Raw genomic sequence first — 20806 nt, forward strand, 5'->3', positions numbered from 1 at the left:
AACCACCTTTCCTTGCTTGAATCGTCGATTGAAATCTTTTCACCTCAGGCCGCAGCCAGCGGTTTCTTGCGCAGGAGCTTGAGCAGCAGCGGCAACAACCACAGCAGCAGCGTGATCACGCCCAGCGTGCCGGCGATGGGCCGCTCGAAGAAGGCCAGGAACTGGCCGTCGGCCTTGATCATCGAGGTCACGAAATGTTCTTCCAGCATGCCGCCCAGCACCACGCCCAGTACCGTGGGTGCCACCGGGAAACCGTTCTCTTCCATCACATAGGCCAGCAGGCCGAACACCAGCATGATGCCCACGTCGGTGACACTGTTGTTGGTGGCGTAGGAGCCGACGATGCAGAACAGCAGGATCAGCGGCATGAGGATGCCACGCGGGATGGACAGGATGCGCTTGGCCATCTTGATGCACCAGAAACCCAGCGGCAGCATCAGCAGGTTGGCCAGGATGAAGACCAGGAAGATGGCATACATGGAGACCGGATTGTCGACGAAGATCATCGGTCCCGGATTGAGGTTCTTCATGTAGAGCACACCGATGACGATGGCGGTGATGGAATCCCCCGGAATGCCGAACACCAGCGCCGGTATCCACGCCCCGGCCAGCGCCGAGTTGTTGGCCGCGCCCGATTCGACGATGCCTTCCGGATGGCCGGTGCCGAATTTCTCCGGCTCCCTGGACAGCTTCTTGCTCATCGCATACGACATCCAGGCCGCGATATCGGCCCCGGCGCCGGGCAGCGCGCCCACCAGCGTGCCCAGGACGCTGCCGCGCAGCACCGATTTCGGATACTTCAACAGCAGGCCCCACATGCCCTTGAAGACGTTGCCCACACGACTCTCTGGCAGTTTCATGCCGAAGTCGCGCGAGACCGCAAAACGCAGCACTTCGGACATGGCGAACATGCCCACCATGAGCGGCACCAGCGAGACCCCGCCCAGCAGGTCGGGCTGATCGAAGGTAAAGCGGGGCGCACCGGCCGGATTGCCCATGCCGATGGAGGCGATGAACATGCCGAGGAAGAGCGACACGAAACCCTTGAGCGGATTGTCGGAGGCGATGAAGATGGCGCAGGTCAGGCCCAGCAGTACCAGCCAGAAATATTCGAAGGAAGAAAATTTCAGGGCCAGCTCCGCCAGTGCGGGCGCCGAGAAGATCAGTACGAAGGTGCCAAACAGTCCGCCGATGACCGAGAACACCAGGCTGGCGCCCAGCGCAATCTCGCCCTGCCCTTTCAAGGTCATGGCATAGGCTTCATCGGTGTAGGCGGCCGACGAGGGCGTACCGGGAATGCGCAGCAGACAACCCGGAATGTCGCCCGAGAAGATCGCCATGGCAGTGGCCGAAACCATGGCGGCGATGGCCGGGACCGGCGGCATGAAGAAGGTCACCGGCACCAGCAGCGCGACGGCCATGGTCGCCGACAGACCCGGCACGGCGCCCATGAACAGTCCGAAGACGGACGCGCCCAGGATCACCGCCAGCACATAGGGATCGAACACCATCGCCAGCGCGGCATAGAGGTTGGCAAGCATGTCGTCTCCTTACCAGGCCAGGGGCGAGAGAATGCCCCAGGGCAGCGGCACCTTGAGCAGTTTGTAGAAAATGGTGTGGATCAGCAGCGCGCTGACCAGGGCCACCGGCAAGGCCACCATCAGGCGGGTGCGGAAGGTCAGGAACAGCACCAGCAACAGCACGAAGGCGGTGGGCAAAAAGCCCAGCGGTTCCGAGACCCCGATGTAGAACAGCAGCGAGGCGGGGACCAGCAGGAAGGCCAGCACCGCACGGCCACGGTGGATCCACTCGGGTGGCGTGAACCAGCGTGCATCCTGCGCATCGCCACCGGTGGTGGCGATGCGCGAGGTGTGTGCGCTGTGCACGGCGCGCGCCTGCCGCAGTCCGCGCAGTCCACGCAGCACCAGCAACACGGCGCAGATCATCAGGCCACCGGCCAGCGCCTGCGGAAAGACATTGGGCCCGATGTCCTGACCCATGGCGGGCAGGCGGGCAGAAGCGATCCAGAGCACGACCGCAAAGAAGGCGATCAGCAGCCCGGACAAGGCATCATTGATTTTCATGGAACGATCCCGAAGCGGAGAGCAGAGAGCAAAGAGCACGATGGGGCAACGCCAGACGGGCACCCCGGCCGCCAGGCCGCGGACCCGCCCCTGGCCGCTTACCTGGCCATGCCCAGGGTCTTGAGGATGGCGCCCATGTCCTCGTCGCTCTTGTCCATGAACTTGCCGAACTCGGCCGAATCGGCATACTGCGTTCCGAAACCGCGACCGCTCATGAAGTCCTTGTACTCCTTGCTGTCGTAGATCTTCTTGAGGCTGGCCGAGAGCCGGCTCTGGACATCGGCGGGCAGACCCTTGGGCCCGACGATGCCGCGCCAGGCGCCATTGGTCCAGGTGCTGCCCGTGAGGCTCTTCAAGGTCGGCACCTTGGGATAGAGCGCCGCCGGTTCATTGGACATGATCACCAGTGGTGTGGCCTTGCCGGCATCGATGAGCGAACGCGCCTCCGGCAGCGAGGCCGCGACGATATCCACACCACCGGCCGCCAGATCCACCATGGCCGGGGCAGCCCCGTTGGAGGGCACGAAGCGCACGGCATTGGGTGCCACCTTGAGGTCATTCAACATGCCCGCCAGCCCCAGGTGCCAGATGCCGCCCTGGCCGGTACCGGAGGCCTTGAGCTTGCCGGGATTGGCTTTGATGGCCTTGAACAGTTCGTCAAAGGTCTTGTAGGGCGAATCATGGCTCACGGTCAGCGCGGCCGGGTCGAAGTTCATCAGCGCCAGCGGCGTGAAGTCGCGCGGCGTCAGCTTGGTCAGGCCCTGATGGTGCATCATCGAGATTTCCACCGTGGCGATACCGATGGTGTAGCCATCCGGCGTGGCACTGGCGATGGCCTGGTGACCCACTGCACCGTTACCGCCGGTGCGGTTGACCACATTGACCGGCTGGCCGAGATCTTTTTCGAGCAGCGCGCCGATGATGCGCGCCGTGGCGTCGGTGCCGCCGCCCGCGCCCCAGGGCACGATCAGCGTGACCGGACGTTCCGGCCAGGCGGCAAAGGCGGCCGGGGCGGCCAGCATGGTGCAGGCCGCACTGGCGGCCAGGATGGTCTTGAACAGGGTTCTGCGGGTCAACTGCATGGTCTCCTCCGTTGTCGTGTGCGGCTCATCGCGCGCAATTGGGGTGCGGCCATCGCTTTGGCAAAGGACTTGCGTGACCGCCTCGTTGACCTGCGGGAGCGCCGGAGTGATCGGCCATGAGAAAAGAAATTTCCCCGATGGTCTCCTGTGTTGTCTCTGTAGCGCAGGTCTCGTGCCGTGCTGCTTTTTCTTGTAATCCGGACCAGGCCGGTTGAGCTGCATGGTATTGCTGCTGGCCACGACCGCTGCATGGGATGAGTCGCGCAGAGGTCATGTGGTCTGACCAGCGGAGGCTAGAATTTCACATCACTCCGGCAGTGTCAAGGATGAATCGAATGGATCAAAAAAATTCATCCTTGGTGCCATGCAACATTAATAGCCCGTCGCAAACCCTTACCAGCTCTGGCTTTCAGGCTGGCAGTGTGTTTTACTGCATGTTGCAGCGGCGACGCAAAAAGCCAGCCGCACAATGCTGACAAAAAGCTTTCTCGCGATCTGGTATTACCACTTGACCAAACAAATCCGGCTGCAATAGACTCGCAGCCAATTACACAAGTCACGTCGCATCAGCGTGCCATGCCACCGTCGGGGACGGGGCAGGCCGCAGGGCAGAACGGACGGCACAGACCCAGCCGCCATGGCACCTGCCGGCGGCTCCAGGCAACGGAGACATCCCATTGGCTTATCCAGGCACAGCATCGCATGTGAACCGCAGGACGCCGGCCGGCTGGGCGCAGGCGCGCTGCGCCGCCACCGCCTCCAGCGTGCGTGCGCGCCGTGCCTTGCATCGCTGCTCTGCGTTCGGGTCCCTGCTGGCCTTCCTGCTGATTGATTTTTCCCGCTATTTCTTTGACCAGGGCGACAGTCATCCCGTCGCCGCGCGCGCTCTCGCCTGAGTTTGACAAAGACCAGGTTCGCGCAGGCAGCAAGCATTGAACGGCACTGCTGGCCACATCCGGCCGGCAGCCCATGGATCGCATGAAGCAGGGCAAGGAACGCAGTGCGCGCTTGCGCACGCACCTTGCCAGGGAAACGACAATGACCGACGACACCAAGAAAAAACCCACCCGCCGCAGCCAGGCCTGGTTTGGCCGCCAGGACCGCGATGGGTTCATCTACCGCTCCTGGGTGAAGAACCGCGGCATCCCGCACGACCAGTTCGATGGCCGTCCGGTGATCGGCATCTGCAATACCTATTCCGAACTGACCCCCTGCAATTCGCACTTCCGCGCCTTGGCCGAACAGGTCAAGATCGGCATCTGGGAAGCCGGTGGCTTCCCGCTGGAATTCCCCGTGATGTCGCTGGGCGAGACCCTGCTGCGGCCCACCGCCATGCTCTATCGCAACCTGGCCAGCATGGATGTGGAAGAGTCAATCCGCGCCAATCCACTCGATGGCGTGGTGCTGTTGATGGGCTGCGACAAGACCACGCCGGCCCTGCTGATGGGCGCGGCTTCAGTGGATGTGCCGACCATCGGCGTGTCGGGCGGCCCCATGCTCTCAGGCAAATACCGTGGCCGTGAACTGGGTTCCGGCACGGGCGTGTGGCAGATGTCGGAAGACGTGCGCGCCGGCAAGATGACGCAGGAAGAATTCTTTGAAGCCGAGAGCTGCATGCACCGCTCGCACGGTCACTGCATGACCATGGGCACCGCCTCCACCATGGCCAGCATGGTCGAGGCACTGGGCGTGGGCCTGCCGCACAATGCTGCCATTCCCGCCGTGGATGCGCGCCGCAACGTGCTGGCCCGCAACGCCGGTCGCCGCATCGTGCAGATGGTGGAAGAAGACCTGGTGCTCTCCAAGATCCTCACCCGCCAGGCGTTCGAGAACGCCATTCGCGTCAACGCCGCCATCGGTGGTTCCACCAATGCAGTGATCCACCTGCTGGCCATTGCCGGTCGCATCGGCATCCAGCTCGATCTGAAGGATTGGGACGACATCGGCCAGCAACTGCCCTGCCTGCTGGACCTGCAGCCCTCGGGCAAATTCCTGATGGAAGATTTCTACTATGCGGGCGGCCTGCCGGCCGTGATCCGCCAGCTCGAAAGCGTGATCGACAAGACCGCCCTGACCGCCAACGGCAAGACCCTGTGGGAGAACTGCCAGGATGCGCCGAACTGGAATCCGGAAGTCATCCGCAGCTTCGACCAGCCCTTCAAGGAAGCAGCCGGCATCGCCATCCTCAAGGGCAACCTGGCCCCGGACGGTGCCGTCATCAAGCCATCGGCCGCCACCCCTGCCCTGCTCAAGCATCGCGGCCGTGCCGTGGTGTTCGAGAACAGCGACGACCTGCACAAGCGCATCGATGACGAGAACCTGGACGTCGATGAAACCTGTGTGCTGGTGCTCAAGAATTGCGGTCCCAAGGGTTACCCCGGCATGGCCGAAGCAGGCAACATGCCGCTGCCGCCCAAGATTCTGCGCAAGGGCATCACGGACATGGTGCGCGTCTCGGATGCCCGCATGAGCGGTACCGCCTATGGCACCGTGGTGCTGCACGTCTCGCCGGAAGCGGCCGCCGGCGGGCCGCTGACGCTGGTGCAGAACGGCGACTTCATCGAACTCGATGTGGAGGCGCGCAAGCTGCACCTGGATGTGTCGGACGAAGAACTGGCGCGCCGCCGTGCGCAGTGGAGCAAGCCCGAGCTGCCGCCGCAGATGCAGCGCGGCTGGGTCAAGCTCTACGTGGATCACGTGCAGCAGGCCAACCAGGGCGCGGACCTTGATTTCCTGGTCGGCAAGAGCGGACCTTACGTGCCCAAGGACAATCACTGAACGGATCTGCCCTCGCCGCTGTGAGCGGCGGCAGGGGCAGTCAGATTTTGCAAACAAACCGGTTGCACCGAATTCCACCTGCAGCAACAAGCATCAAAGCATCAAAGCAGCAGCATTAAGCAAAAGTTAAGGGTCATTCAAACAGCATTAAAGTCATCTTAATACCAGCATCCGTCGTACCCCGGGATCACGGTACAGCCACAACAAGCGGCGGCCGTGTTCCAGGAAGTAGTTGCATCAGGTGGACCAAGACAACCATCACGGAGACGAGCAATGAAAGTACTGATTACGGACTACGATTTTCCCGACGTCGACCTGGAGCTTGCGCTCTACAAGGAAGCCGGTGTGGAAGTCGTAACCGCGCAATGCCGCACCGAAGAGGAGGTGATCGCCGCCTCCGCAGGATGCCAGGGCCTGCTGGTGCAATACGCACCGGTGAACGCCAAGGTCTTTGCAGCCCGGCCTGAAATCCGCATCGCCAGCCGCTATGGCGCCGGCTTCGACACCATCAACACGGCCGACGCCGCCGCGCACGGCGTGTGGGTCGCCAACTCGCCCGATTATGGCGTGGGCGAAGTGGCCACCCATGCGCTGGCCATGGCCCTGGACCTGATCCGCAACATTACCGTCTACGACCGAGCCGTGAAGGCCGGTGAATGGCACTACACCACGGCCGGCATCATCCCGCGCGCCTCCGACCTGACCATCGGCATCATCGGTCTGGGCCGCATCGGCAAGCGCATGGCACACATCTCGCGCAATCTGTTCAAGCGCGTCATTGCCTACGATCCCTACATCATCGATGGCGATTTCCCCGCCTACGTGGAACGCGTGAGCCGCGAGGAACTGTTCCGCCAAGCGCATGTGGTGTCGCTGCATACGCCCTTGAACGACGAGACGCGCAACATGATCGATGCCTCGCTGCTGGGCCTGCTGCAACCGCAGAGCTATCTGGTCAACTCCGCGCGCGGTGGCCTGGTCAAGATCGACGACCTGCTGGCGGCGCTGGAGAATGGCAAGCTCAAGGGTGCGGCGCTGGATGTGTTGCCGGTTGAGCCGCCCGAGACGGCTTCGGCTATCGTCCAGCATCCACGTGTGCTATTGTCGCCGCACGCGGCCTTCTTCTCGGATGTCGCAGCACGCGAACTGCGGCGCAAGGCGGCCCAGAACCTGATCGACTGGGACCGCAACGGACGGCCCTCCTACGTGGTCGTCCAGGGCAAGAACCAATAAGACCAAACAATGACCCCGGCAACGGGGCGCCAACGCAGCACCGCGCCGGCCGCCAGCCGGCGCTGCATCACCGTAGATGACAGAAGAAGGAAGACCACCAGGATCTTCCGTACGTCCCTCCACAGGACGTGCCTGAACAAAGTGCGCTGTGAACGGCTCCGCCTGGAACCGGTTCCGCAGCGTCGATACGAGGATAGACACGAGGAGCATTTGATGGCATCAGTACAGATCCGCGCAGTCAAGAAGCAGTTCGGCAGCACCCAGATCATCCGGGGCGTCGACATCGATATCGCCGATGGCGAATTCACCGTCCTGGTCGGTCCTTCCGGCTGCGGCAAGTCCACGCTGCTGCGCATGCTGGCGGGGCTGGAAGAAATCACCGGCGGCGAGATCCTCATCGGCGGCACCGTGGTCAACAACGTCCAGCCCAAGGACCGTGACATCGCCATGGTGTTCCAGAACTATGCGCTCTACCCGCACATGACGGTGCGCGACAACATGGCCTTCTCGCTCACGCTGGCCAAGAAGGACAAGTCCTTCGTGGAAGAACGCGTCAAGAAGGCCGCCGACATCCTCGGTCTGAACCAGCTGCTGGATCGCTACCCGCGCCAGCTCTCGGGCGGCCAGCGCCAGCGCGTGGCGATGGGACGCGCCATCGTGCGTGATCCGCAGGTGTTCCTCTTCGACGAACCGCTCTCCAACCTCGATGCCAAGCTGCGCGTACAGATGCGCACCGAGATCAAGGAACTGCACCAGCGCTTGAAGACCACCTCCATCTACGTCACCCACGACCAGATCGAAGCCATGACCATGGCCGATCAGATCGTGGTCATGCGCGATGGCCTGGTGGAACAGCGCGGCCGTCCGCTGGATCTGTACGATCATCCGGCCAACTTGTTCGTGGCCGGCTTCATCGGCTCGCCGGCGATGAACTTCATTCCCGCCACCCTGCGCCGCAACGGCGCGGCTGCCGAAGTCGAATTCGCCGACGGCACCCGCCTGCCGGCACCCTATGGCAGCGCCTTGCAGGGCAATGACGGCCAGAAGGTCACCTACGGCGTGCGTCCCGAGCACCTCTCCATCGGTCCTGCCGGAGCAGGTATCGCCACCAAGGTCATCGTGGTGGAGCCGACCGGTGCCGATACCGAAGTGTTCTCGCGCTTCGGCGAGAGCAGCCTCACGTCGATCTTCCGCGAGCGCCATGATTTCGGCGCCGGCGATGTGGTTCACCTGGTCCCCGACCACAGCCGTACGCACCTGTTCGATACCGAATCGGGCAAGTCGCTGGCGGCGCGCTGATCGGGCGTACCGTCATTGCAGTAACCCAGGCAACACCAGTAGCGCAGCATCACAAGAAAAAGAGTCCATCCGCAAGAACGTTGTTCGAGAGCGGTCCAATTCGACTTTCAACCGAAGGAGTAGGAGACATGAGCAAGCTGACACGACGCGAATTCCTGGTCACCAGTGCTGCCGCCGCAGCCGCATCCGGCATGGGCGCCAATGCCTTTGCCGCAGGCGCCGGTGCGGCCGGTGCCGACAGCATCAAGTACCCCATCGAACAGGGCGCAACCCTGCGCATCCTGCGCTGGAAACGTTTCGTCCAGGGCGATGAAGACCTGTGGAACGCCAACGTCAAGAAATTTACCGAGCTGACCGGCATCCCGGTACGCACCGACAGCGAAGGCTGGGAAGACGTGCGTCCGAAAGCGGCCGTGGCGGCCAACGTGGGCAGCGGTCCGGACATCGTGCTGGGCTGGTTCGACGATCCGCAACAATATCCGACCAAGCTCATCGACATGACCGATCTGGCTGATTCGCTGGGCAAGCGTTATGGCGGCTGGTACGACGTCTGCCGCAAGTACGGCACCAAGGATGGCAAGTGGATCGCCCTGCCGCTGGGCGTGATCGGCAATGCCCTGGTCTACCGCGAAAGCCAGATCAAGGCCGCCGGCTTCGACACCATGCCCAAGGACACGGCCGGCTTCCTCAAGCTGTGCCAGGCCTTGAAGGCCAAGGACACGCCGGTCGGCTTCGCCCTGGGCAAGGCCGTCGGTGACGCCAACAACTGGGCGCACTGGCTGCTGTGGTCGCACGGCGGAAAGCTGGTCGACAAGAGCGGCAAGGTCGCCATCAATTCGCCGGAGACCCGCGCCGCGCTGGAATACGCCAAGCAGCTGTATGCCACCTTCGTACCCGGCACCCTGTCGTGGCAGGACCCCTCCAACAACAAGGCTTACCTGGATGGCCAGATCAGCATGACCGCCAACGGCATCTCGGTGTACTACGCCGCCAAGAACTCGGCCGAGCCCAAGATGCAGGAGATCGCCAAGGATACCCAGCATGCGCACTTCCCCATCGGCCCGGCAGGCAAGCCCACCGAGCTGATGCAGATCACGCAGATGATGGTATTCAAGCACACCAAGTATCCCAATGCGGCCAAGGCCTTCGTGCAGTTCATGTTCGAGCCGGACCAGTACAACCCGTGGATGAAGGCTTCCATCGGCTACGTCAGCCAGTCGCTGAAGGCCTACGAGAAGAACCCGGTCTGGACCGACGACCCCAAGGCCACGGTCTACCGCGACTCTGCCTCGCTGATGCTGGACCATGGTCACGAAGGCCCGCTGGGCCAGGCCTCGGCGGCCTGCATGGCGGACTACGTGGTGGTGGACATGGTGGCCGAGGCGGCCTCGGGCGCCAAGACCGTGCAGCAAGCCATCGACCGCGCGGCCGAACGCGCCAAGCGCTACTACAAGGCTTGATACCATCGGCCTGAAGGGCAGCGACGCAGCCGCACCGGGTTCCCTCGGGACAGCGGGCAAAGGGGCAGGTTGTCAGGGCCTGCCGGCCCGATGCGGCATCGCTGGCGCATCGCCAGGCGTGGCTGCGCATCACTACAGTACTGGCCGCGGACTCGTTCTGCGGCCCTTTCATCGAGGCACATCATGCTATCCCGATTCCTGAACAACCGTAACGTCCTGGGCATGCTGTTCATGGCCCCGGCCGTGATCCTGCTGGTGGTGTTCCTGACCTACCCGCTGGGCCTGGGCATCTGGCTGGGCTTCACCGATACCAAGATCGGCGGCGAAGGCAGCTTCATCGGCCTGGACAACTTCACCTATCTGGCCGGCGATTCGCTGGCGCAGCTGTCGCTGTTCAATACCGTGTTCTACACGGTCAGCGCCAGCATCCTGAAATTTGCACTCGGCCTGTGGCTGGCCATCCTGCTCAACAAGAACGTACCGCTGAAGACCTTCTTCCGCGCCATCGTGCTGCTGCCCTGGATCGTGCCAACCGCGCTGTCGGCGCTGGCCTTCTGGTGGCTGTATGACGCGCAGTTTTCCGTCATCAGCTGGGCCTTGCACAAGATGGGGCTGATCGATCACTACATCGACTTCCTGGGCGACCCGTGGAATGCGCGCTGGTCGACGGTCTTCGCCAACGTCTGGCGCGGCATCCCCTTCGTGGCCATTTCGCTGCTGGCGGGCCTGCAGACGATCTCGCCCTCGCTGTATGAGGCCGCAGCCATCGACGGTGCCACGCCATGGCAGCAGTTCCGCCACGTGACGCTGCCGCTGTTGACGCCGATCATCGCGGTGGTGATGACCTTCTCGGTGCTGTTCACCTTCACCGACTTCCAGCTGATCTATGTGCTCACCCGTGGTGGTCCGTTGAACGCCACCCACCTGATGGCCACGCTCTCGTTCCAGCGCGCCATTCCGGGCGGTGCCCTGGGCGAAGGCGCGGCGCTGGCAACCTACATGATTCCCTTCCTGCTGGCAGCGATCATGTTCTCGTATTTCGGCCTGCAACGTCGCGGCTGGCAACAAGGAGGTGACAAATAATGGCCAAGAAAAAAGACGACCAGCAGGAAACCCAGGGCATGGATTTCCTGCAATCGACGCCGCGCAAGTGGGTGACGATCTACATTCCGCTACTGATCTTCCTGTTCGTGCTGCTGTTCCCGTTCTACTGGATGGTGATCACCGCCTTCAAGCCGGATAATGAATTGCTCTCGCAGACCGGCAACCCGTTCTGGGTGGTTGCCCCGACGCTGGCGCACTTCAAGAAGCTGCTGTTCGAAACCCAGTATCCGGCCTGGCTGTTGAACACGGTGATCGTCTCGGTGGTATCGACCTTCGCCTCGCTGGCGGCCAGCGTCTTTGCCGCCTATGCGATCGAACGACTGCGCTTCCAGGGTTCCAAGCAGGTCGGTCTGGGCATTTTCCTGGCCTACCTGATCCCGCCATCGATCCTGTTCATTCCGCTGGCGGCGATCGTGTTCAAGCTGGGGCTGTTCGACACGCGCTGGGCGCTGATCCTGACCTATCCGACCTTCCTGATCCCGTTCTGCACCTGGCTGCTGATGGGTTACTTCCGCTCGATTCCCTATGAGCTGGAAGAGTGTGCACTGATCGATGGTGCCACCCGCTGGGAGATCCTGGTCAAGATCATCCTGCCCCTGGCGGTGCCGGGCCTGATCTCGGCAGGCATCTTTGCCTTCACGCTGTCATGGAATGAATTCATCTATGCGCTGACCTTCATTTCTTCTTCCGAGGTCAAGACGGTACCGGTGGGGATCGTCACCGAGCTGGTGGATGGCGACGTCTATCACTGGGGAGCGCTGATGGCCGGTGCGCTGCTGGGTTCGCTACCGGTGGCGGTGGTGTATTCGTTCTTTGTGGAGTATTACGTATCGGGCATGACGGGGGCGGTGAAGGAGTAACTTGGAAAATGCTAATACCGTTGAGCCTATCGCCCCACGGTATTAGCTACCATTCTGTTGAATTGCATATCCGGTAGGCAGCCGACTCAATTACGAAATAAAAAGAGCCCAAATCGATGAAGATTTGGGCTCCTTTTTTGTAATTGACCTTCAACTAAACTCTCGAAGAGCTATTCAAAAAGCCTGGCGACATATTCAAAGGCTTAACGCGTGGTCACTGCTGCATTCGCCTCCACCGTCTTCTTCTCCGGCAGTTGCTTGCGCACCTTGGCGACCTCGGAGGCACTCACCGATCCGGCCTGGTTACCCCAGCTGCTGCGGATGAAGGTGACCACGTCGGCCACTTCCTGATCCGACAGGCGACTGCCGAAGGCCGGCATGGCGAATTGCGTCGGGGCCTTGTGGGTCCAGGGCATTTCGGCGCCTTCCAGCACGATGCGGATCAGCGAAGCCGGGTTCTCGGCATTGACCGTGGGTGACAAGGCCAGGCTCGGGAAGGTTTCGTCATAGCCCTTGCCGCTGCTGCGGTGGCAGGCCGCGCAGTTGTTCAGGAACGCCATCGCCCCGGGGCTCTGGTCGCTGCCGCGGCGCAGGGCCTGGTGGGTCTTGTCGTCATAGGCCAGCGCAGCCGTACTGTCCTTCACCGGCTTCAAGGACTTCAGGTACTTGGCCATGGCCGAGAGATCTTCCTCGGTCATGTACTGGGTACTGTTGGCGACCACGTCGGCCATGCCGCCAAAAGCAGCGGAATGGCTGTTGCGGCCGGTCTTGAGGAAGGCCACGATATCGGCCTCGCTCCAGTTGCCCAGACCATCACGGGCATCCCCGCGCAGGTTGTTGGCCAGGTAGCCATCGACGACACCACCGGAGAGGAACTGGCTGCTGTCATTGGACAGCGCCTTCTCCTGCATGCCCACGCCACGCGGGGTATGGCAGGCGCCACAGTGTCCCAGGCCCTCGACCAGGTATTGGCCACGGACCAGGGGACTATTGTCCTCGGGACCATCGACCGCTACGGCCGGTGCAAAGACCTTGCGCCACACCGACAGCGGCCAGCGCATCGACAACGGCCAGGTGATGTCCACACCGCGATTGGGTGCGGGATCGGCCTGCACACCCTTCATGAAATAGGCATACAGTGCCTTCACGTCAGCCGGCTTGACCTTGGCGTAGGAGGGATACGGCATGGCCGGATAGAGCGACGCACCATCCTTGCGGATGCCGTGACGCAGGGCTTGGTCGAAATCCTCTTCGCTGTAGTTGCCGATACCGTGTTCCTTGTCCGGCGTGATGTTGGAGGAATACACCGTGCCGATGGGCGTGGCAATGGGCAAGCCGCCCGCAAAAGGCTTGCCGCCCTTGGCGGTGTGGCAGGCCACGCAGTCCCCGGCCTTGGCCAGGTACTCGCCGCGCTGCACCAGCTGCTGATCAGCCGAGGGCGCTGCCGGATTGATTTGCGCCGCTGCGGACAACGCGGACAGCGACATGACTGCCGCGCAGGCGGCGATGAAATAATGCTTGATCATGGTCGTCATCCTTATGCCTGCACCAGCGGGCCGGGGTTTTTCAGATACTGCTCACGAATGGCCCTGGCGGAGTGATACGCCAGCGCCGTGACCAGCCCGGTCGGGTTGTAACCCATGTTCTGCGGGAAGGCACAGGCCCCGTAGACGAACACGTTGGGCACGTCCCAGCTTTGCAGATACTTGTTGACCACGCTGTTCTTGGGCGTCGTTCCCATGATCGCGCCGCCGGTCAGGTGAGTCGACTGATAGACCCGGGTATCCCAGGACGAACCGGTCTTGCGTACGGCCTTGATGACCTTTTCCGGATTCATGGCCTGGCCGACCTTCTCCATCTGGCCTGCGATGTAGGTCAGCATCTTGCCTTCGTTTTCCTTCCAGTTCAGGGTCAGGCGCAGCAGCGGCTGGCCGTTGGCATCCTTGTAGGTCGGATCCAGCGACAGGTAGCAGTCGCGATAAGCCATCACCGAACCGGACATGCCGATGGTGAGCGTGCGCTGATAGCTGTCCTGCACGCTGGCCTTCCATTCCGAACCCCAGCTGGGGACCTTCTCGCCGGGCATGGTGCCGGCCTGCTTGATGGGCCGACCACCGGTGCGCACGTGACGGATCGAGGCGCCGCCGATGAAGCCCAGCGGACCGTGATCGAACTGGTCGCCGTTGAGGTCGTCCATGCCCACGCCACCGGCACCGGTGCCGATGAAGGGATTGAACTGGGTCCCCTTGGGCATGACCACGTTGATGCCCCCGTTGTACTGGTAGGCGAAGTTCTTGCCGACCACGCCTTCACCAGTGACCGGGTCATACGGCTTGCCAATGCCCGAGAGCAGCAGCAGGCGCACGTTGTGGGTCTGGAACGCGGTCAGCAGCACCAGATCGGCCGGCTGCTCGACCTCGCGGCCCTGGGCATCGATGTAGGTGACGCCGGTGGCGCGCTTGCCGGAGGCATCCAGGTTGACCTTGATGACCTGCGCCTTGGTACGCACTTCGAAGTTCTTGCGCTTCAACAGCACCGGCAGGATGGTGGTCTGTGGCGAAGCCTTCGAATACATGTAGCAACCGTAGTTCTCGCAGAAGCCGCAGTAGTTGCAGGGGCCGATGCGTACGCCGTACGGATTGGTGAAGGGCTGCGAGGCATTGGCCGCCGGCGCGGGATAGGGGTGGTAGCCGACATCGCGCATGGCCTTCTCCACCAGCGAAGCAGCGTACTGGTATTGCAGCGGCGGGGTCGGGAATTCATCGCTGCGCTCGGCTTCCAGCGGATTGCCACCGGGCACGATCTTCCCCTTCAGATTGCCGGCCTTGCCGGAGACGGCCATGACCTTTTCCGAGAAATCGTAGAACGGCTCCAGTTCCTTGTAGGTCACGCCATGGTCCTGGATGGTCATGTCCTCGGGGATGAATTTCTTGCCGTACTTCTGCTCGTAGTGGGAGCGCATTTCCAGTTCTTCAGGCAGGTTGCGGTACATCATGCCGTTCCAGTGGAAACCGGCACCGCCCACGCCATCACCCAAGAGGAAGGAGCCATGCTGACGATACGGCACCGCCACATCGGAGAGCGCATGGCGGATCGTCACGGTCTCGCGCGAGAGGTCCTGGAACAACGCGCCACGCACCGAGTATTTCAGTTCATCGACCGCCTTCGGATACGGCGTGTCGGTGTTGGTGTCACGCATGTCGCCACGCTCCAGCGCCAGCACGTTCAGGCCGGCTTCGGTGAGCTCCATGCCCATGATGGAGCCGGTCCAGCCCAGGCCCACCATCACTACATCCACTTTGTCTTTTTTGATAGCCATGATCAGCCCTTCTCTCCCAGAATCGACACGGGGCCGTATGGATACTTGACGTTGTATTGGTCCACCCAGTCGGCGTAATCGGCACGCGCACCGGGGAAGCCGACCATCTTCCAGCCGCCCATCTTCTGGTTGCCGCCGTACATCGGGTCGGCGAAATAACCTTCCTTGGTATTGCCCAGCATGAAGCTGAAGAAGGTCTTGGCCGGCACCGTATCGAAGCTGATCTTGCCGCCTTCCATCATCTTGAGTACTTCCAGCTGCTTGGCCTTGTCGAGTTCGGCGAAGACCTTGCCGTGGTTCTTGCTGCACCAGTCATTGCAGGCGGCAATGCCCTGGCGATAGATGTCGCGCGGTACCAGCGAGAGCTGGTAGCCCAGTTCAGGCGCGCTGTCCGGGTGAAAAGGACCCTGCATGTACCACAGCTTGCCGGCGCCATAGGGCGTTTCCATCTGGCGGTCGATGAACTCGGGCACGCCGGTCTCCAGTGCACCGGCACCGTACTGGTCCGAGGGGATGAGATGATCGACGGCGGCGTTGAGGAAGGCCCATTCGGGCGCGGTGAAGTAGCTGGGAGTGTAGGCGCGGGCCTTGCCCGGCTCGCTGCTGTCGGCCATTGCCGGTTGGCTGACTGCTGCGGTGGTGGCGCCGCCTAGCGTGGTCGCGGCTGGGACGATGGCCAACACCTGGCGCAGGAAGCGCCGCCTGGGCTCTTTATCTTGTGACATGAGTATCCTTTGGACGTGGGATTTGACGAGGGTATGCGGGACGCTGGCAACACGCCATGCAAGGATGAAGCTCCCCTGCGTGCCGAATGGACGCGTTCTCTTCTTGTTATGGTGTAGCCCCTGTGCGGTGTCGTCGGGCGCAGCCGCACAGGGTGAGACTCAGACCGGCAGGACTCCGCCCTGCGGTGCCTGATTTACATCAGGCCAGCACTTCGCCGAAGAAATCCTGCAAGGCAACAGCGGCGCGCTCGGCGGTCTGGCGGTGGTAGAAGAAGCCGGGATGGTTGGCATCCGGATCGGTGAAGGAATGGCCTGCCTGACCATAGTTGACCAGTTGCCAGTCGATCTTCAGGGCGCTCATCTCGTCGATGAAGCCATTGACCTGATCGCGTGGCACCGACGGATCCTGCACGCCGTGCAGCACCAGTACTGCGCCCTTGATCTTGCTCTCGGCCGGGGCCGGGGTATCGAGCGCACCATGCAGCGAGACCGTGCCGCGCAGCTCAGCGCCATCACGCGCCAGCTCCAGCGCCGCCGTGCCACCGAAACAGAAACCGCAGGCGCCCAGCCTGGACGCATCGAGCTTGACGAAGGACTGCTCGCGCAAGACCTTGAGCGCGCCGTGCATGCGCTTGCGCAGTTCGGCGCGATCCTTCTTGAGCGGGATGATGGCCGCCAGAGCTTCGTCCGGATTGCCCGGACGCAGGGTCTTGCCGAACACATCGGCCACCAGGATGGCATGGCCCGCACCGATGGTGGTGGCGGCGATTTCCAGCGCCTGCTGGCGCAGCCCGAAGTAATTGGGAACGCTCAGCACACCGGAGACCGGGGCTTGCGCCTTGTTGTAGAGGAGCACGCTTTCGTAATCGATGCCATCGGCGCTGTGGGCGATGGTCTCGATGCCGAGGTCGGTGACAGGAATGCCGAGCTTCTCGGCGATGGCGGCGGTGTTCCAGGACGTGGACATGGATGGAGGCTCCTTTGGTTGGCAAACGTCGCCGGGCGTGGAGACCAGGCGACGCTCAGGAAACTTTTGTTTGGCGCGAATGCGGACAATCATTGCTGCGAGGCCGCGCTGTTGACGCCGCCGCCATGCCCTTGCCTTGACCGCATGTGGGCAGCAATGTTCGCACAAACAGTGCATTTCTGCAGAAGGCCAGACCAATGAGGCTCGAAAAAATGCGAGGTGCGCCCCTACAAAATCCATACAAGTCACATGGAGATGCCCGCCAACTTGACTTTTACTTGCGAGCAATGGATTCTTGCCCGACCCCATCGGCAGACCTCTTCCATACAACGACCAACACAAGAGTTTCCATGAACGACCATTCCGATTTGCCTGACGCCACCGTCCCTCCTCCGTCTGCATCCAATGAGCCGGGCACCTTTGCCACCGCCCTGCGCGATTCTGCCGATCACCGTGCACCACAGGCATTTTCCTTCAGCGGGCGCGGTTCCGAATATTTCCGTATCTGGATCGTCAACCTGCTGCTGTCCGTGGTGACGCTGGGCATCTATTCCGCCTGGGCCAAGGTGCGCCGACTGCGCTATTTCTACGACAACACTTCGGTGGCCGGGGCCAGCTTCGACTATCACGGCAATCCCGTGGCCATCCTCAAGGGACGCATCCTGGCCGTGGTACTGCTGGTGGCTTACCAGCTCGCCGGCTACATCAACATCCTGCTTGGCCTGATCGCCGCGCTGATCCTCATGTTGGCCAGCCCCTGGCTGATCTGGCGCAGCCTGCAATTCAAGCTCTACAACACCAGCTATCGCGGCATCCGCTTCGGTTTTCGCGGCAGCTTCGGCGGTGCCTTCAAGAACTTCCTGTTGTGGCCGATGATCGGCGTCTTCAGCGTGGGCCTGCTCATGCCGATGGCGGCACAGCGCTTCAAGCGCTTCCAGCACAATGAGACGCGCTTCGGCTCCACCCACTTCTCCTTCCATGGTTCGGTCGGCGCGTTCTACCTGGCCTACCTGGCCGGCATCGGTGGCTGGATCGCCGGCTCGGCGCTCATCGTCATCAGCTTTGGCGGCATGGCCTTGTTCCGAGCGATCGAGTCGGGCGCAGGTTCGATCCTGGCCTTCGCGCTCATGCTGCTGGCCCTCTACGTCTGGTCCTTCCTGATCATTCCGCTGTGGCTGACGCTGCTGCAGAACCTGGTCTGGAACAATACCCGCCTGGGTGAACATCGCTTCCAGAGCCGCATGCGCTGGGGCCGCACGGCCTTCATCCTGCTGACCAACGTGCTGGGCATCGCCGTGACGCTGGGCCTGTTCACGCCCTTCGCGCAGGTACGCATGATGCGCTATCGCATCGAGTCGCTTACCTTGCTGCCGGCAGGCAGCCTGGACGACTTCATCGCTTCCAGCGAATCGCCCGGCTCGGCGACCGGCGAGGGCCTGGGCGATCTGCTCGACTTCGACCTGTCGATGTAAGCCATGACAGTCTCGGCTTCCTATTACGATGGCAAGACCTCGAGACGCTACCTGGTCACGCTCACCGTCAGCGGCGGCGTGGCCCAGGTACGCGGGGAGGTGGAGCGGGATTGCCCGATTGCCGGGTTGCACGTTTCCGAGCGCCTGAACCGCGCGGCGCGCAAGGTCAGCTTCCCCGATGGCGCCTATCTGGAGATCATCGATGGCGCGGCCTTCAGCGCCTTGCTGCGCGGGATCGGCCAGCGCGATTCACTGGTAGTGCGGCTGCAGCAGAGCTGGTTCCACGCACTGACGGCCTGCGCGGTCCTGGTGGCGGTGGTGGTCCTGAGCTACCTCTATCTGCTGCCGCTGGCGGCCCAGGGCATCACCGCCATGCTGCCGGTGTCGGTGGATCGCCAGGTCGGACAGGACACGCTGGACTTCCTCGATACGAGGGTGCTGTCACCCAGCCAGCTCGATGCGCATCGTGCGCGGGCCATCACGGCGCGCTTTCGCGCCATGACGACGCCGCTGCCGGATGCCCCCGATTACGAGATCGTGTTTCGCAAGAGCCGCATCGGGCCCAATGCCTTCGCCCTGCCCTCCGGGCAGATCGTGGTCACTGACGAGATCGTGCAGTTGCTGGACGATGATGATGCCCTCATGGGGGTATTGGCCCACGAACTGGGCCATGTGCACCGCCGCCACCTGATGCGGCGACTGATCCAGAGTTCGGCCATTGCCGCCATGGCCACCGCTCTGTTTGGCGATGTCTCGGCGGTGCTGGCCAACATCCCCACGGTGTTGCTGGATCTGAAGTATTCGCGCGACATCGAACGCGAGGCCGATGATTACGCCATTGCCATGTTCAAGGCCAATGGCCTGCCGTGTCAGAAGCTGGCGCTGGTGTTCGAGAAGCTGGGAGAGATGGACAAGGATGGCCCGGCCGCGCGTTATCTCTCCAGCCATCCGGCCAATGAGGAACGCATCGCACATATCCTCGGCTCGCGCTGAGGACCAAGGCCTGTTCCCATGAAATCTACGAGTAGATTCAACGTGACCAGGCCCTAAGGCCTGGCCTCTCCCGGGCTCTCGCCGCCCTCCACCAGTGCCTTGAGTGAGTCCAGCACCAGCCCGTTGCTGCGGATCCAGTCCTGCCCGCTGCGCTCACTGATGGCATCCTCCTGGTCCGGTGCGGACAGGTCGATGATCTCGCTCTCCAGGGCCTCGATCGACACGGCCGTTGCAAACGCCTTGACCACAGGCCGGGTGAGATCCTTCTGGTTCTGGCGAATGACCAGCGCAGTACGGCCAGAGCGCAGCTTGACGATGGACCCGACGGGATAGATGCCCAGCGTCTTGACGAAGGTCAGGAAGATGGGACGATCGAAGTGCCCCTGCCAGGTCGCCATGCGGGCCAGTGACTCGGCCGGATCCCAGGCGGACTTGTAGGTGCGATCGGAGGTGACGGCGTCGTACACGTCGCACACGGCGGCCATGCGCGAATACAGGCCGATCTGGTTGCCCTGCTGGCGCCCCGGGTAACCGGTGCCATCGACCTTTTCGTGATGATGCAGGCACACGTCGAGGACATAGTCCGGTACGCCGGCGAAGCCGCTCAGGTATTCATAACCCAGCGTGGGGTGGCGCTGGATGATACGAAATTCCTGGTCGGTCAGTTTGCCCGGCTTGTTCAGTACCTCCAGCGGAATAAAGGCCTTGCCTACGTCATGCAGGTAGCCGGACAGTCCGGCTTCCTTGCAGGCCGTGCTGTCCATGCCCAGGGTGCGCGCCAGCGCCACCATCATGGTACAGACGGCGATGGAGTGCAGGTAGGTGTATTCATCGGCGCGCTTGAGGCGGATGATGCTGAGCAGGGCGTTCGAATTGCGCGTGACCGAGGCGGCGATTTCCTCCACCAGGTCCTGGCATTTCTCGACATCCAGGGTCTTGCCCAGACGGGCCTGCCGGAACATCTGCCGGGTCGATTCCTTGGCACTCTCGTAGAGCCGCAAGGCTTCGTTGAGTTCATTGCGATACTCCTCCTCCGCAGTGACCGGCGCAGGTGGCACAACGGCCACGTCCTCGATGGGCTGGTGAGCAATGACATCGCGCCCCAGTGACAGATCGATCCAGCAGAATTCGAAGCCGGCACTGCGCGCCCGGCTTACGTCGGCTGCGTGCTCGATCTTGAACTTGCTGCGCCAGAAGGGATGCTCGATCCATGAGCCATCGAAGCCGGCGAAATACATCCCCACGGCCAAGTCGTTGATGCTGATTTTTTTGAGTTGTGCCATCTGCATTTGAGAAAAGGTGCATTGCCGCGATGCTGCCTCGGGCTGTTGCGCGACTGTATTACATCTTCAGCGGCTTGATTAGCAGGAATTTTCTGACGACACTTATTAAAGAAAACACCTAATCTCAAACGATGCCGCGACGGCACA

General features: G+C 62.3%; 17 protein-coding genes. 9 read left to right on the forward strand and 8 right to left on the reverse strand.

The genetic code is table 11. The features are described 5' to 3' along the window. Positions 1 to 44 precede the first annotated feature (44 nt). From GWL_RS13230 to GWL_RS13240, 3 genes are all read right to left on the reverse strand, one after another. The gene (locus GWL_RS13230) at positions 45 to 1541 is read right to left on the reverse strand and encodes a tripartite tricarboxylate transporter permease (RefSeq protein WP_008330964.1); all 1497 of its coding nucleotides are present in this window, start codon (positions 1539 to 1541) and stop codon (positions 45 to 47) included. A gap of 9 nt (positions 1542 to 1550) precedes the next feature. Continuing rightward, the gene (locus GWL_RS13235; RefSeq protein WP_008330966.1) at positions 1551 to 2084 is read right to left on the reverse strand and encodes a tripartite tricarboxylate transporter TctB family protein; all 534 of its coding nucleotides are present in this window, start codon (positions 2082 to 2084) and stop codon (positions 1551 to 1553) included. A 98-nt stretch (positions 2085 to 2182) separates the two neighbouring features. Further along, positions 2183 to 3166, reverse strand: coding sequence for a tripartite tricarboxylate transporter substrate binding protein (locus GWL_RS13240; protein WP_008330968.1), 984 nt, complete (start codon positions 3164 to 3166; stop codon positions 2183 to 2185). A gap of 677 nt (positions 3167 to 3843) precedes the next feature. Between GWL_RS13240 and GWL_RS13245 the strand changes: the two genes are divergently transcribed. The 7 genes from GWL_RS13245 to GWL_RS13275 all read left to right on the forward strand — a co-directional run bounded on the left by GWL_RS13245 (position 3844) and on the right by GWL_RS13275 (position 11900). Beyond that, positions 3844 to 4062, forward strand: coding sequence for a hypothetical protein (locus GWL_RS13245; protein WP_157174243.1), 219 nt, complete (start codon positions 3844 to 3846; stop codon positions 4060 to 4062). Positions 4063 to 4204: 142 nt separating this feature from the next. After that, positions 4205 to 5944, forward strand: coding sequence for an IlvD/Edd family dehydratase (locus GWL_RS13250; RefSeq protein ID WP_034351156.1), 1740 nt, complete (start codon positions 4205 to 4207; stop codon positions 5942 to 5944). Positions 5945 to 6217: 273 nt separating this feature from the next. Next, complete coding sequence (locus GWL_RS13255) at positions 6218 to 7177, forward strand: C-terminal binding protein (protein ID WP_008330973.1); 960 nt, start codon at positions 6218 to 6220, stop codon at positions 7175 to 7177. Positions 7178 to 7390: 213 nt separating this feature from the next. Beyond that, positions 7391 to 8476 carry an ABC transporter ATP-binding protein gene (locus GWL_RS13260; protein ID WP_008330975.1) on the forward strand — a complete coding sequence of 362 codons (1086 nt, stop codon included), beginning with the start codon at positions 7391 to 7393 and terminating at the stop codon, positions 8474 to 8476. 128 nt (positions 8477 to 8604) lie between these two features. Beyond that, positions 8605 to 9936, forward strand: coding sequence for an ABC transporter substrate-binding protein (locus tag GWL_RS13265; protein WP_008330977.1), 1332 nt, complete (start codon positions 8605 to 8607; stop codon positions 9934 to 9936). A 183-nt stretch (positions 9937 to 10119) separates the two neighbouring features. After that, positions 10120 to 11019, forward strand: coding sequence for a carbohydrate ABC transporter permease (locus GWL_RS13270; RefSeq protein WP_008330979.1), 900 nt, complete (start codon positions 10120 to 10122; stop codon positions 11017 to 11019). Then, positions 11019 to 11900: a carbohydrate ABC transporter permease gene (locus tag GWL_RS13275; protein WP_008330981.1), complete on the forward strand. Its 882-nt coding sequence runs from the start codon at positions 11019 to 11021 to the stop codon at positions 11898 to 11900. The genes GWL_RS13270 and GWL_RS13275 overlap by 1 nt, the downstream gene beginning before the upstream one ends. A gap of 203 nt (positions 11901 to 12103) precedes the next feature. Here the strand turns inward: GWL_RS13275 and GWL_RS13280 are convergent, their stop codons facing one another. The 4 genes from GWL_RS13280 to GWL_RS13295 all read right to left on the reverse strand — a co-directional run bounded on the left by GWL_RS13280 (position 12104) and on the right by GWL_RS13295 (position 16911). Then, entirely contained in the window at positions 12104 to 13426 is a 1323-nt protein-coding gene (locus GWL_RS13280; RefSeq protein ID WP_008330982.1) for a cytochrome c, read from the reverse strand. Between the two features lie 11 nt (positions 13427 to 13437). Then, a complete protein-coding gene (locus tag GWL_RS13285; protein ID WP_034350806.1) occupies positions 13438 to 15219 on the reverse strand; it encodes a GMC family oxidoreductase in 1782 nt (593 codons plus the stop codon). A 2-nt stretch (positions 15220 to 15221) separates the two neighbouring features. Continuing rightward, positions 15222 to 15944: a gluconate 2-dehydrogenase subunit 3 family protein gene (locus GWL_RS13290; RefSeq protein WP_008330986.1), complete on the reverse strand. Its 723-nt coding sequence runs from the start codon at positions 15942 to 15944 to the stop codon at positions 15222 to 15224. A gap of 199 nt (positions 15945 to 16143) precedes the next feature. After that, positions 16144 to 16911, reverse strand: coding sequence for a dienelactone hydrolase family protein (locus GWL_RS13295; protein WP_008330987.1), 768 nt, complete (start codon positions 16909 to 16911; stop codon positions 16144 to 16146). 350 nt (positions 16912 to 17261) lie between these two features. Here GWL_RS13295 and GWL_RS13300 point away from each other — a divergent pair, with 350 nt between their 5' ends. Then, positions 17262 to 18383 (forward strand): YjgN family protein, encoded by a 1122-nt coding sequence (locus GWL_RS13300; RefSeq protein WP_008330988.1) that lies wholly within the window; start codon positions 17262 to 17264, stop codon positions 18381 to 18383. Between the two features lie 3 nt (positions 18384 to 18386). Continuing rightward, positions 18387 to 19376, forward strand: coding sequence for a M48 family metallopeptidase (locus tag GWL_RS13305; RefSeq protein WP_008330990.1), 990 nt, complete (start codon positions 18387 to 18389; stop codon positions 19374 to 19376). A 53-nt stretch (positions 19377 to 19429) separates the two neighbouring features. Here the strand turns inward: GWL_RS13305 and GWL_RS13310 are convergent, their stop codons facing one another. Further along, entirely contained in the window at positions 19430 to 20659 is a 1230-nt protein-coding gene (locus tag GWL_RS13310) for an HD-GYP domain-containing protein (RefSeq protein ID WP_034351158.1), read from the reverse strand. Positions 20660 to 20806 lie beyond the last annotated feature (147 nt).

The sequence above is a fragment of the Herbaspirillum sp. GW103 genome, from assembly GCF_000261365.1.
Lineage (GTDB): Bacteria > Pseudomonadota > Gammaproteobacteria > Burkholderiales > Burkholderiaceae_D > Herbaspirillum.